The following is a 14,353-nucleotide window of genomic DNA, read 5'->3' on the forward strand; positions in this document are numbered from 1 at the left end:
ACAATTGATTAACTTTGTAAACGCCGACAAATTTCATCTAATTGTTCTAATGAAGAGTAATGTATTTTTAAATCTCCACCTTTTTTACCATGTCGAATAATAACTTTCATTCCTATCACATCTGCAAGTAATTTTTCTAAAGATTTTGTTTCAGCATCTTTCTCCGTATTGGTACGCTTTTTAGTTTTAGGATTAGCTTGCTCATATGCAAGTATTTCTGTTTGACGTACTGAAAGCCCTTCACGAATAATTTTCTCAGCTAAATTTTGTGGATCATCAACGGTTATAAGACAACGTGCATGACCTGCAGAAAGTTGTCCATCAGTTAAGAATTGTTGTACTTTTTCTGGAAGTTTTAACAAACGAAGCGTATTTGCAACATGACTACGACTTTTTCCTATAACTTGCGCTAAATCTACTTGCGTATAATCATGTTCATTTAGAAGCATCTCATATCCCTTTGCTTCTTCGATAGGATTAAGATCTGCACGTTGAACATTTTCAATAATTGCCAATTCCAAAGCCGTTTTATCGTCCACATCACGAATAATAACGGGTAATTGACTTAAATTTGCACGTTGTGCTGCACGCCAGCGCCGTTCACCCGCAATCAATTCAAACCGATGAGGATGATCTCTTAAAGGCCTCACAATAACCGGTTGAACCACACCGTGTTGACGAATTGATTGTGTCAAATTATCAAGCTCTGTTTCAGTAAAATGACGCCGAGGATTGTGAGGATTACATGAAATAGATTCAATAGAAATAAATCGCTCAGAAAGACTACCGGATTCATTTAATTTATCAAAGCTTGATGAACGTGCAATATTGTTGTTTAAATTGATATCTCCAATCAATGCCGCTAATCCACGTCCTAGTCTTTTTTTTGATAGATCATCGTTCATAATTTTGCTCTTTGAGTTTTCTTACAAAAAATTTTACATTTTTAAGCAGCAGCACGTGCTTGTTTTTCACGTTGAATCATTTCTGATGCTAGACGCAAATAAGCTTGGCTCCCAGCACATTTAAGATCATAAAGCAATACAGGTTTGCCAAAAGAAGGCGCTTCTGATACTCTTACATTTCGTGGAATAACAGTACGATAAACTTTATCTCCCATAAAAGAGCGTACATCTTCAACAACTTGATTTGAAAGGTTATTACGTCCATCATACATTGTTAAAACAATACCTTGGATCTCTAAAGATGGATTAAGTACGGATCGCACTTGTTTTACTGTTTCAAGTAATTGACTTAAACCTTCAAGTGCTAAAAATTCACACTGCATAGGCACTAAAACAGAATCCGCAGCCCCCATAGCATTAAGTGTTAAAAGATTAAGGGAGGGAGGACAGTCAATTAAAATATAATTGAATTTTTTTTCCATTTCCGGATCATCATAGAGAGCTTTACGTAAGCGTTGTATGCGATCTTTTGATGAAGAAATTTCCATTTCCACACCTAAGAGATCAAGTGTAGAAGGAACTATATAAAGATTGGGTACGGCTGTTTTTAAAGCCGCCTGTGTAATTGAAACGCCCGAAACCAAAACATCATAAGAAGATAAAGGACGGCTATTACGATCAATCCCTAAACCTGTACTAGCATTACCTTGTGGATCAACATCCATAATAAGGACATTTTCACCAATAGCCGCTAAAGCTGTAGCAAGATTAATTGCTGTGGTTGTTTTTCCGACTCCACCCTTTTGGTTTGCAATAGCGATAATTCGTGTTTCGCTCATTTTGCTCTACCCTCTATATGATCGAATATGAGAAATTTCCAAAATAACAGAATTTTCATCAACTTTACTTTTATGTTTTAACAGATCAAAGTGCCAATTGGCAGAGGCATTTTTTATTTCTGTAGCGTAATCCCGACCTTTTTGCAAAAGAGCTATTGTTTTTTCTGTTAATAAAGGAAAAATGAGTTGTAAAAGAGTATCAAGCGGCGCTAATCCCCGTGCTGTTATAATATCAGATATGGGAATTTTTTGATATATATCTTCAATTCTAGCGTGATAAACCGTTGCTGGAAGATTAAGTTGAGCAATAACTGTTCGCAAAAAAGCAACTTTTTTCCCATTACTTTCAACAAGATTAATATGTCCTGCTTTTTTTTCTTTCAAAAAGATAGCAATCACAATTGCAGGAAAACCTCCTCCTGATCCTAAATCACACCAATGTAAAGAATGAGTATACAAAGGAAAAATTTGTGCTGAATCTAGAATATGTCGTGTCCATAGATCTGGTATAGTTGTAGCAGATATCAAATTAATATGTGCATTCCACTGAAGTATTAAAGACTCAAACTGAATTAAATTTTCCATCGTTTCACGTGAAACAGAAGGAACAATATTTAATAATTGTTGATATTTTTTTTCTGTAGAAAAATTCATTAAGCTGTTTTAGCCTTTTCACGTCGTTGACGTTGAATATGTGTAATAATAAGCGATAACGCGGCGGGTGTCATGCCATCAATTTTTTGTGCATCAGCAATTGAACGCGGCGACACTTCTTGAATTTTTGATTTAAGTTCATTTGAAAGACCTGAAATTGCCTGAACATCAAGAGAAGAAGGAATTTCTAAACGCTCATCTCTCTGAAGAGAGGCAATATCTTGTGCTTGTTTATCTAAATAAACCGCATATTGTGCTTCAATTTCTAAAGATTCTGCTGTTTTAGAATCAATTGTTTTTAATTGTGGCCAAAAATCTGAAAGACGCTCTAAGGTCATATGAGGATAAGCAAGAAAATCATAAGCCGAACGCCGAATTCCATCATGATTAACATGTAATCCATGAGCAGAAGCTTCATTGGGTGTAAAAAAAAGATTTTGACATATTGATCGTGCTTGATCAAGCCGTTGTTGTTTTTTCTGATAACATTCCCAACGTATTTTACTCACAATACCCCATTTTTGTGCCAAAGGTGTTAAACGCGTATCAGCATTATCAGATCGTAAAGATAAACGAAATTCAGCACGTGATGTAAACATCCTATAAGGTTCACAAACACCACGTGAAACCAAATCATCAATCATAACACCAATATAAGCAGTAGAACGACTTATAAGTATTTCATCTAATTTACCTACTTTACGTGCAGCATTTAATCCAGCTAAAAGTCCTTGTGCTGCTGCTTCTTCATATCCTGTTGTACCATTAATTTGGCCTGCTAAGAACAAACCCGGTAAAGAACGTAATTCTAAGTTTCTCGTTAATTGTTGTGGATTAACAAAATCATATTCAATAGCATAACCAGGTTGCAAAACTATAGCATTTTCCAATCCTTCAATGGTTTTCAATAGAGAAATTTGTACATCTTCAGGAAGAGAAGTAGAAAGACCATTTGGATAAACAGTATCATCATTTAATCCTTCTGGTTCCAGAAAGATCTGATGTCCATCACGTTCTCCAAATTTAACAATTTTATCTTCAACAGAAGGACAATAACGTGGTCCTAATCCTTCAATATTTCCAGAATATAAAGCAGAGCGATAAATATTCTCGCGAATAATTTGATGTGTTTTCTCATTTGTACGTGTTATTGCACATTCAATTTGTGGTTGTTCAATTTTCTCTGTTAAAAGAGAAAAGGGTATGGGATTTTCATCTGCTTGTTGTTTTTGGAGAGCTTCCCAAGCAATTGTTTTTTTACTCAAACGAGCAGGGGTTCCTGTTTTTAATCGTCCAAGTTTTATATGATATTTTTTCAAATGTTCAGCAAGTTTTACACTTGACTGATCTCCCATACGACCAGAAGCCCATGTTTTATTACCAATATGAATAAAGCCATTTAAAAACGTACCTGTTGTTAAAACAACAGCACCAGAAAAAATTGTTCCTTGTTTTTTTAAAATAACACCTGATACACAATTATCTTTAACAACCAGATCAATAACTTCATCCTCAATAAGAGTAAGATTTTCTTGTTCTTTTAATAATTTTTGAATTGCTTTTTTATAAAGTTGTCTATCTGCCTGTGTCCGTGGTCCTCTTACTGCCGGTCCTTTACGTCTATTAAGTAGTCTAAACTGAATTCCAGCAGCATCCGCTGCTCTTCCCATAAGACCATCTAACGCATCTATTTCACGAACTAAATGCCCTTTTCCAAGTCCACCAATAGCAGGATTACACGACATTGTTCCCAGTGCTGATATTTTATGTGTAACAAGCGCTGTTTTGGCTCCTACACGTGCTGAAGCTGAAGCCGCTTCACAGCCAGCATGACCACCACCAACAATAACAACATCATATGATTGCATTTAATTAATTCCGTAGAAAATATTCTAAGGTTTCACGTGAAACAGGATATAAATTACATAATCCTTATAATCTGTCTATGAAATAATCAATGTTTCACGTGAATCATTATTTACCAACACAAAATTCTGAAAAAATAATATCAAGCAAATCTTCAACATCAATATCCCCTGTAATTTTCCCAAGAAAATCACTTGCACAACGGAGATGTTCTGCACGTAAACTGAGATCAAGAGAATGATAATTAAGAGAAAATTCAATCTCTTTAACAGCCTGCTTTAATAATTGAAGTTGCCTTTTACGTGCTGGAACAATATTTCCAATTTTAGAAGCACGATAATGACAAAATGATTCAAGTTCTTTTATAAAATAATCAAAATTTAAACCAGTTAATGCGGAAAATTGTATAGACCAACGCTGATCATTTTTTTCATAAAGATCAAGCTTATTGCCAACACACCATATTTCAGCCGATGTTTCTGGTAAATCAACTTGCTTAGGATTTCCTATATCATAAACCAAAATAACCAAATCAGCTTCCCTAACATGCTGTTTAGCAATTTCTATTCCCATCTGTTCTATTTTATTTTCTGTTTTTCTAAAACCAGCAGTATCGGTTAAAAAAATAGGTAAACCACCAAGAATAATTCTCATTTCTAAAGCATCACGGGTTGTTCCTGCTTCTTCCGTTACAATAGCAACAGATCTTCCTGAAAGACGATTCATAATGCTTGATTTTCCAGAATTTGGAGCACCAGCAATAACAATTTTTAATCCATCACGTAAAATACTCGCACGTTCTCCTTCAGTAATATATTCCCGAATAGAAGTACAAAGATCCTGAACATCTTTCCAAACTTTATCAGATATTGCGTTGGGAATATCTGCTTCATCAACAAAATCAAGTTCTGCCTCAATAAAAGCACGCGCCTTCATAAGCTTATGACGCCAATCACGATAAAGCGTCGTTAAATGTCCACTTGTACCCATAACAGCTAAACGCCGTTGGCTTTCCGTTTCTGCTTCTATTAAATCAGCAAGACCTTCTGCTTGAACAAGATCTAATTTTCCTTCCATAAAAGCACGACGTGAAAATTCACCTGCTTCTGCAATACGGCATCCAGAAAATGTCGACAATTCATCGAGAAAACGATTAACGACTGCTTTTCCTCCATGTAAATGGAATTCTGCACAATCTTCCCCCGTAAAACTATGAGGAGCAGGAAAAAAAACAGTTAAACCAGAATCTAAAAAACTACCATCACGAGCAGTAAGATTTCCATAATGCATAAAACGTGCTTTAGGTAAACGACCACAAAGCGTTTTAACTATATCCACAACATGAGGACCAGAAAGCCGAATGACTGCAACCCCTGAAGGTAACAATCCACTCGAAACAGCAAAGATTGTATCCACAGGTTTTATCCTAATAAAAACTTTAATGACTCTACGTATTCATTGAATCAAAAAATTCACTATTGTTTTTTGTTTGCTTTAATTTATCAATCAAAAATTCAATTGCATCTGTTACATTCATAGATGCTAAAATACGACGAAGAACAAAAATTTTGTGTAAATCTTGTCGTTCTACCAGAAGTTCTTCCTTACGCGTTCCTGACTTTAAAATATCCATAGCAGGGAAAATACGTTTATCAGCAACTTTTCGATCAAGAACAATTTCCGAATTACCTGTTCCTTTAAATTCTTCAAAAATAACCTCATCCATACGACTTCCTGTATCAATCAAAGCCGTTGCAATAATGGTTAAAGATCCGCCTTCTTCAATATTACGTGCTGCACCAAAAAAACGCTTTGGACGCTGGAGGGCATTTGCATCCACACCACCTGTTAAAACTTTACCCGAAGAAGGAACAACTGTATTATATGCACGCCCAAGACGTGTAATAGAATCGAGAAGAATAACAACATCACGCCCATATTCAACAAGACGTTTGGCTTTTTCAATAACCATTTCTGCCACTTGTACGTGACGTATTGCAGGTTCATCAAAAGTAGAAGAAACCACTTCTCCTTTTACTGAACGCTGCATATCAGTAACTTCTTCTGGTCGTTCATCAATTAAAAGAACAATGAGATAACATTCAGGATGATTAGTGGTAATAGAATGAGCAATATTTTGAAGTAAAACTGTTTTTCCCGTCCGAGGAGGAGCTACAATTAACCCTCTTTGTCCTTTTCCCAATGGAGATATCAAATCAATCACGCGTGATGACATATCTTTCTCTGTAGGATCTTGTATTTCCATTTGGAAACGTTCATTTGAATAAAGAGGAGTAAGATTATCAAAGTGGATTTTATAACGAATCTTTTCAGGTTTTTCGAAATTAATTGTATTAATTTTAAGGAGAGCAAAATAACGTTCTCCCTCTTTTGGACTGCGTATGGGACCTTCAATTGTATCGCCTGTTTTTAAAGAAAACGACTGTATTTGTGCAGGTGAAAGATAAATATCATCAGGACCAGGAAGATAATTAGCATCAGCAGATCTCAAAAATCCAAATCCGTCTTGTAAAACTTCAACAACACCTTCTCCTATAATTTCAACATCTTGTAGAGCAAGTTTTTTCAAGATAGCAAACATTAATTCTTGTTTGCGCATAAGGGAGGCATTTTCAACTTCTAATGTTTCAGCAAAAGAAACAAGCTCAACGGGATTTTTGCTTTTAAGTTCTTGTAGTTTCATTTTTTGCATGAAATATGCTCTTTGTAATTAAGGAGAAGATTGTTCTAAATAATTTATGGAAATTTATGAGTGAAATATTATTAAGAAAAAATATCCTACACTCAATTTTTTTAATCTGCAAGTACCATTTATATGAAATTTGTTCCTGTAATATTAAGTAATTATATGAAAAACTTGAAAAAATATAAAATCCAAATAGTATTTAATTATTTTAATAACAAAAATGTGAGTTAGGATTATAGCATTAATGAAATGCTATTCAAAAGTATTTTTTACAGAAATTTATATTAATAAATTTATATTAAAGAAAGGATTATTCTTATTTATAACTGTGTTTAGTGTGGATTATTATTTATCCTCAATTTTATCCACAAAAGGAACTGAAAAAAGAATAAAAATATCACTATCTTAAAGATATTATCCCCTCTTTTTTTATAAGAGGGATTAAATTATCACAAGCATTTAATTTGTGCATAAAAAAGGAGAATTTTTCATAAATTTTAGTTTTATAAAAAACGGTGAGGATATATACACATGTCTTAACAAGGAGTTAAAATTTTTGTGACAAAAGAAAAAAAATTCTTTCATTTACACATGCTTTCTGATGCAACAGGAGAAACATTAATTTCTGTTGGAAGAGCTGTAGCATCGCAATATGCAATGATTCAGGCAACAGAGCATATCTATCCTATGATTCGTAATAGAATACAGTTACAGAAAGCTCTTGATGAAATACAACAAGAGCCAGGTATTGTTCTTTACACAATGATTGATGAAGAACTTAAACTACTCCTTCAAAAAAAATGCAAAAAAATAGAAGTTCCCTGTATTGATATATTGCATCCTGTTTTAAATGCTTTTCAGTCTTACCTTGGAATGCCAACACATTTACGTGCGAGCGCACAACATGATCTTAATGCAGATTATTTTCGCCGTATTGAGGCACTGGATTTTACAATAGAGCATGATGATGGACAGTCTTCCAGTAGCTTATCCGAAGCAGATGTGATCCTTGTGGGAATTTCAAGAACCTCTAAAACACCAACAAGCATCTATTTAGCAAATCGCGGAATAAAGACGGCTAATATTCCTCTTATTCCTAATATTGATTTGCCAGAATCCCTTTTAGAGGCAAAAAATTCTTTAATTATTGGTTTAATTGCTTCAGCTGAAAGAATCTCACATATTCGTCAAAATAGAGATTTAGGAGAAGGTTTTGCTCTTGATAATTATACTAATCGTATCAACATAGCTGAAGAATTAATCCATGCAAAACGCATTTGCGAACGTTTTGGTTGGCCTATTATTGATGTCACAAGACGTTCTATTGAAGAAACTGCTGCTGCAATATTTGAACTGTTATCACGATTTCGTGAAGGAAATGAGAGAAAATTCTCATGAACGCAGATACTTTAATATTAGCATCTCTTAGTTTTTATCGTGCAAAATTATTAAAAAAAGCAGGCTTAAATTTTTCCATTGAAGGAGCTTCTTTTGATGAAAGAGAAGTAGAAAAAAAAGCAAAAGAAAAAACACCTAAAGAACTCAGCTGTTTTCTTGCGAGCGCAAAAGCAAAAAATGTTTCAGATCGTTTTCCTGATGCTTTCGTTATTGGTTGTGATCAAGTTCTTGATTTTGAAGGTCAAGTTTTTCACAAAGCAACAAATATTAAAGAAGCACATCAACGTTTATGTGAATTATCAGGAAAAACCCATTCTCTTCATAGTGCGGTAGCTTTATTTAAAAATGGTCAAAAAATTTGGGTTGAAGCTTTTAGTGCACATATGTCCGTCCGTTTACTCTCATCAGAATTTATTGAACGTTATTTAGCACGCGTAGGAAAAGATGTTTTAAACAGCGTGGGAGTATATCAAATTGAAGGAGAAGGAATTCATCTCTTTGAAAAAATTGAAGGAGATTTTTTTACCATTGTTGGTTTACCTTTGCTGCCTCTACTCATAAAACTGCGCCACTTAGGAATTATTGATGGTTGACTTAACAATAAAAAAAACAAATTATCCGCGTGCTTTTGTTGTTGGTTCTCCAATTCATCATTCAAAATCGCCAAGAATTCACAATTTTTGGCTTAAACAATATGGTTTACAAGGAGAATATCTTGCACAAGAAGTAACATCTGAAGAGTTCAGTCATTTTATTGCGTCTTTACAAAAAATAGGCTTTTGTGGAGGAAATGTTACTTTGCCTTATAAACAGGAAGCTTTTCGTTTAGCAGATTATAAAGATGAGAGAGCAACAATGATTGGTGCTGTTAATACACTTTGGTATGAAGGAGATAAGCTTTGTGCCACGAATAGTGATGCCTATGGTTTTAGCGCTAATCTTGATGATTTTGTATCTGATTGGGGAGGGGAAACAGCTCTTGTTTTTGGAGCAGGTGGTGCCGCACGCGCTATCATATATGCCTTAAAAAGACGCGGATTTGAACAGATTTATTTAATTAACCGTACAAAACAACGTGCTGATAATTTAGCTCAGCATTTTGGAAAAATCATTAAAGTTTACGATTGGCATAAAATCCATGAAATACTTCATCAAGCTGATTTGATTGTTAATACAACCTCTATTGGCATAAAAAGTCCAGAAGAAAAAAGTGATTCTTTTTTTTGCGATTTTCATAAAGCAAAAAAAACGGCATTAGTAACAGATATTATTTATACACCATTGATAACTCCTTTTTTACAACAGGCAAAGGCTTGTGATCTCAAGACGGTTGATGGACTTGGGATGCTTCTACATCAGGCTGTTATAGGGTTTGAACAGTGGTTCGGAATAAGACCACAGGTAACAAAAGCGTTACGGACAGCTATTTTAGAGGATATGAGTGAAAAAAGAGAATGAAGATCATAGGATTAACGGGATCAATTGCTATGGGAAAATCAACAGTTGCTGATTTTTTCAAGCAAGCGGGTATTTCTGTTTTTAGTGCTGATGAAGCAGTACAACAGCTTTATAAAAGTGAGCCAGCTTTGTCATTCATAGAGCGTATTTTTCCAGGTGTTGTTGAAAACGGAGAAGTTAACCGTTTGAAACTTTCTGAAATTTTGATTGATGATAAAGAAAAATTACAAACATTAGAAAAAATAATTCACCCTTTGGTGCAAGAAAAAGAAAGGGAATTTATTGATATAGCGCGTGAACAAGGGAAAAAATTAGTTATTCTTGATATTCCACTTCTGTTTGAAAAAAATGGTGAAAGTCGTGTGGATAGCGTTATTGTTGTTTCTGCTCCACCAGAAATACAAAAAGAACGTGTAATGATTCGCCAAGGTATGAATGAGAAAAAATTTGCCTTTATCAACGCTCAACAAATGCCAGATGAAAAAAAACGAGAACGCGCTGATTTTATTATTGATACAGGGAAAGATTTAGAGAATACACGTCAACAGGTTTTTGATGTGATAAAAAAATTGCTAAAGAATTAAAATTATGCGTGAAATTATTTTTGATACAGAAACAACAGGTTTAGATAAAGAGAAAGATCGCATAATCGAAATTGGTTGTGTAGAAATGGTTGATCGTTATCTCACAGGACGCCAATTTCATGTTTATTTAAACCCTGAAGGCGTTATTATTCCTGATGAAGTTGTAGCAATTCACGGATTAACCAATGAACGCTTGAAAAACGAGAAAAGTTTTAGTGATATTGTTGATGAATTTTTGGAATTTATCAAAGACGCGACAATGATTGCGCATAATGCGAGTTTTGATATTGGTTTTATTAATGCAGAATTAAAACGCGTCAACAAACCGCTTATCAGTGTTGATAATATTCTTGATACATTGGCTATGGCGCGGCGTAAATTTCCTATGGGTCCTAATTCTCTTGATATTTTATGCAAACGTTTTGGAATTGATAACAGCCATCGTGTTCTTCATGGTGCTTTGCTTGATGCAGAGATTCTAGCCGATGTTTATATTGAGCTCATCGGTGGAAAGCAAGGTGTATTGGGTTTTGATAACAGAAGGGGTATTGATGAACATATCCAGAACGATAAAGATACATCTTATGCCGTTAAAATTCGCCCGCAGGCTTTACCTTCAAGATTGAGTATGCAAGAAAAAAAGTTACACGCTGATTTTATCTACAAAATGGGTGAAAAAGCTCTGTGGAATAACTTCAAAATTCATGAATAACATCATCTTTTATCTAAAAGAGTCACGATTGAAATTAAAGAATATCGATGTCAAAAAAAACGGTCGTTGTGGGGAGGGGAACACCACAACGACCCTGTCGCTACATCGTACCTCAGCTATCATAGGAGGAGCAAAATGAAAGCTATTAATCCTGTAACAGCAAAGAAAAGCTCTAGGTACTTAATATAAAGTGCAACGACTTCACGTCTTATGAAGAGAAAAAATGGCTTTTTAGAGGCAAAGTGAAAAAATATATAAGGGTAATTTGTTTTTTTAGCTGAAATGGAGAAAAAATTGTCATGAAAGCAACAGATCATCTTTTTTTGGTTGACGGATCAGGCTATATTTTTCGTGCTTATTATGCTTTGCCGCCTTTAAAACGTAAAAAGGATGGACTTCCTGTAGGAGCAGTAGCTGGTTTTTGCAATATGTTATGGAAATTACTTTGTGATGCTCGTAATACAGCTACGGGTGTTGTTCCAACACATTTTGCTGTTATTTTTGATTATTCATCTGATACTTTTCGGAAACAAATTTATCCTGAATATAAAGCGAATCGCGTTGAACCTCCTGAAGATCTAATTCCTCAATTCGCGCTAATACGCCAAGCAACGAAGGCTTTTAATTTGCCTTGTATTGAAAAGGAAGGCTTTGAAGCGGATGATTTAATTGCTACCTATGCAAAGTTGGCAACAAAGGTTGGGGCAAAAACAACCATTATTTCTTCTGATAAGGATCTTATGCAACTCGTAAATACGCATGTATCTTTGTATGATGGAATGAAAGATAAGCATATAGGTATCTCAGAAGTTATAGAAAAATGGGGTGTTGCGCCTGAAAAAATGATTGATTTACAAGCATTAATTGGAGATTCAACGGATAATGTACCGGGTATTCCAGGCATTGGTCCAAAAACTGCAGCTCAGTTGTTAAATGAATTTGGTTCTCTTGATCTTTTATTGCAAAACGTAACAGAAATTAAACAAACAAAACGACGTGAAAACATTCAAGCTTATAGAGAACAAGTTAAAATATCTCGTGAACTTGTCAGGCTTAAAACAGATGTTCCTATAGATAATGATTTAGATGATTTTATTTTGGAGCCACAAGATGGTCCACGTTTAATTGCTTTTTTGAAAGCGATGGAGTTTTCAACATTAACGCGTCGCGTGGCAGAGGCAACAACATGCGATGCAGCTGTTATTGACGCACTTGATATAAATGTTGAATGGGAAAAACTAAGCCCCAGGAATGATTCTGATATCAGGCATGATTCTGATATCAAGAATACTGAGCGCGCATCCCTTCATAATTTTTCTGAAAATTCTCCACAAGTTTTTGCACAAGAACGTAAAGATCAAGCGCTGACTCAAAAAATTACAAGAGATGCTTATACAACAATTCTTGATGAGGAAATTTTAAAAGACTGGTTATCACAAGCACAAGAGCAGGGTTTTTTCGCTTTTGATACTAAAACAACATCTCTTGATCCGATGCAAGCAAAGCTTGTTGGTTTTTCACTCGCATTACAGCCGGAAAAAGCAGCTTATATACCTCTTGAACATTTTGATGAAGGAGAAAAGGACCTTTTGAGGGGCGGGCGCATTGCTTCACAGATTGGGGCTCGAAAAGCTTTAGCACTTTTAAAACCGATATTAGAAGATTCAGCGGTGTTAAAAATTGGTCATAATATAAAATATGATTGGTTGGTGATGAAGCAATACGACATTATGATAAGCTCTTTTGACGACACCATGCTTTTATCATATGCTTTTGATGCTGGAATGTTAACCCATAATATGGATGATTTGTCTGAACGTTGGCTTGAGCATAAACCAATTGCCTATAAAGATTTAACGCATAACGGGAAAAAAATTACTTCTTTTGCACAAGTAGATTTAAAACAAGCAACCCTTTATGCGGCGGAAGATGCTGATATAAAGCTACGTCTTTGGCAAGTATTGAAACCGCAACTTGTTGCTCGTGGAATGACAAAAATTTATGAGCGTCTTGATCGACCTCTTGTAGAAGTTCTTGCAAGAATGGAAGAACGGGGGATTCTTATTGATAGGCAGATTTTATTGCGTCTTTCAGGAGAGTTGGCACAAGCTGCTTTGATTCTAGAAGAGGAAATTTACAAACAAGCTGATGAAAAGTTTAATCTTGCTTCGCCAAAGCAATTAGGGGATATCCTTTTTGGCAAAATGGGATTGCCTGGAGGCACTAAAACAAAGGGTGGACAATGGTCAACTTCTGCACAGACCTTAGAAGAGTTGGCTGCTGAAGGTCATATTTTACCGCGTAAAATTATTGAGTGGCGTCAACTTTCAAAGCTAAAATCTACCTATACAGATGCCTTGCCTTCTTATATTTTTTCAAAAACAGGGCGAGTTCACACGAATTATTCTTTGGCAATAACATCAACAGGTCGGTTATCATCATCAGAGCCAAATTTGCAAAATATTCCAGTGCGAACTGCTGAAGGACGTAAAATTCGAACAGCTTTTATTGCTCCCAAAGGACATGTGTTACTTTCTGCTGATTATAGTCAGATTGAGTTGCGCATTCTTGCACATATTGCGGATATAAAAGCATTAAAAGAAGCTTTTGCTAAAGGGCATGATATTCACGCTATAACGGCATCACAAATGTTTGGTGTTGCGATAGAAGGAATGCATTCAGATATACGACGGCGTGCAAAAGCGATTAATTTTGGTATTATTTATGGTATTTCAGCTTTTGGATTAGCCAATCAATTGGGAATTTCACGCCAAGAAGCGGGTCGTTATATTCAACTGTATTTTGAAAGATTTCCAGGAATTAAAGATTATATGGAGAAGACCAAAATCTTTGCACGTGAAAATGGTTATGTAGAAACAATTTTTGGACGTCGTATCCATTATCCAGAAATAAAAGCAAAGAATGTAAAAATTCGTTCTCTTAATGAGCGGGCAGCTATCAATGCTCCAATTCAAGGTTCTGCGGCCGATATTATTCGCCGCGCTATGATACATATGGAAGATGCTTTAAAAGCAGAAAAACTATCAGCAAAAATGTTGCTGCAAGTTCATGATGAACTGATTTTTGAAGTACCAGAAGAAGAAAGTAAAAAAACCATGACTGTTGTTAAAAATGTTATGGAAAATGCTACAATACCGGTTCTATCTTTATCTGTACCGCTTGAAGTAAAAGTTATGACGGCTCAAAATTGGGATGAGGCACATTAATTT

General features: G+C 35.1%; 12 protein-coding genes. 6 read left to right on the forward strand and 6 right to left on the reverse strand.

Features of this window, described 5'->3' with window-relative positions:
• Window positions 1-8 precede the first annotated feature (8 nt).
• The 6 genes from ACFINH_RS02915 to rho form a co-directional block, all read right to left on the reverse strand.
• On the reverse strand, window positions 9-905 hold the full coding sequence (locus ACFINH_RS02915; protein WP_375612765.1) for a ParB/RepB/Spo0J family partition protein: 897 nt from the start codon (window positions 903-905) through the stop codon (window positions 9-11).
• A gap of 41 nt (window positions 906-946) precedes the next feature.
• Complete coding sequence (locus ACFINH_RS02920; protein WP_273790170.1) at window positions 947-1,744, reverse strand: ParA family protein; 798 nt, start codon at window positions 1,742-1,744, stop codon at window positions 947-949.
• A gap of 6 nt (window positions 1,745-1,750) precedes the next feature.
• Window positions 1,751-2,398 carry a 16S rRNA (guanine(527)-N(7))-methyltransferase RsmG gene (gene rsmG / locus ACFINH_RS02925; protein ID WP_375632112.1) on the reverse strand — a complete coding sequence of 216 codons (648 nt, stop codon included), beginning with the start codon at window positions 2,396-2,398 and terminating at the stop codon, window positions 1,751-1,753.
• Window positions 2,398-4,266: a tRNA uridine-5-carboxymethylaminomethyl(34) synthesis enzyme MnmG gene (gene mnmG / locus ACFINH_RS02930; protein ID WP_375632113.1), complete on the reverse strand. Its 1,869-nt coding sequence runs from the start codon at window positions 4,264-4,266 to the stop codon at window positions 2,398-2,400. The genes rsmG and mnmG overlap by 1 nt, the downstream gene beginning before the upstream one ends.
• 106 nt (window positions 4,267-4,372) lie before the next feature.
• Window positions 4,373-5,680, reverse strand: a complete 1,308-nt coding sequence (mnmE, locus tag ACFINH_RS02935; RefSeq protein WP_375632114.1) for a tRNA uridine-5-carboxymethylaminomethyl(34) synthesis GTPase MnmE — start codon at window positions 5,678-5,680, stop codon at window positions 4,373-4,375.
• Between the two features lie 31 nt (window positions 5,681-5,711).
• Complete coding sequence (rho, locus tag ACFINH_RS02940) at window positions 5,712-6,977, reverse strand: transcription termination factor Rho (RefSeq protein ID WP_015857121.1); 1,266 nt, start codon at window positions 6,975-6,977, stop codon at window positions 5,712-5,714.
• 552 nt (window positions 6,978-7,529) lie between these two features.
• Here rho and ACFINH_RS02945 point away from each other — a divergent pair.
• From ACFINH_RS02945 to polA, 6 genes are all read left to right on the forward strand, one after another.
• The gene (locus tag ACFINH_RS02945) at window positions 7,530-8,369 is read left to right on the forward strand and encodes a pyruvate, water dikinase regulatory protein (protein ID WP_375632115.1); all 840 of its coding nucleotides are present in this window, start codon (window positions 7,530-7,532) and stop codon (window positions 8,367-8,369) included.
• Entirely contained in the window at window positions 8,366-8,962 is a 597-nt protein-coding gene (locus ACFINH_RS02950) for a Maf family nucleotide pyrophosphatase (RefSeq protein ID WP_375611343.1), read from the forward strand. Before ACFINH_RS02945 ends, ACFINH_RS02950 begins: the two co-directional genes overlap by 4 nt.
• Window positions 8,955-9,827 carry a shikimate dehydrogenase gene (locus ACFINH_RS02955; RefSeq protein WP_375629126.1) on the forward strand — a complete coding sequence of 291 codons (873 nt, stop codon included), beginning with the start codon at window positions 8,955-8,957 and terminating at the stop codon, window positions 9,825-9,827. Before ACFINH_RS02950 ends, ACFINH_RS02955 begins: the two co-directional genes overlap by 8 nt.
• Window positions 9,824-10,411 carry a dephospho-CoA kinase gene (gene coaE / locus ACFINH_RS02960; protein WP_375612770.1) on the forward strand — a complete coding sequence of 196 codons (588 nt, stop codon included), beginning with the start codon at window positions 9,824-9,826 and terminating at the stop codon, window positions 10,409-10,411. The genes ACFINH_RS02955 and coaE overlap by 4 nt, the downstream gene beginning before the upstream one ends.
• Before the next feature lie 4 nt (window positions 10,412-10,415).
• Window positions 10,416-11,123 (forward strand): DNA polymerase III subunit epsilon, encoded by a 708-nt coding sequence (dnaQ, locus tag ACFINH_RS02965; RefSeq protein ID WP_375629128.1) that lies wholly within the window; start codon window positions 10,416-10,418, stop codon window positions 11,121-11,123.
• Window positions 11,124-11,422: 299 nt separating this feature from the next.
• Window positions 11,423-14,350: a DNA polymerase I gene (gene polA / locus ACFINH_RS02970; protein ID WP_375632116.1), complete on the forward strand. Its 2,928-nt coding sequence runs from the start codon at window positions 11,423-11,425 to the stop codon at window positions 14,348-14,350.
• Window positions 14,351-14,353 lie beyond the last annotated feature (3 nt).

This window comes from Bartonella sp. AA74HLJMH, assembly GCF_042197045.1.
GTDB lineage: Bacteria > Pseudomonadota > Alphaproteobacteria > Rhizobiales > Rhizobiaceae > Bartonella.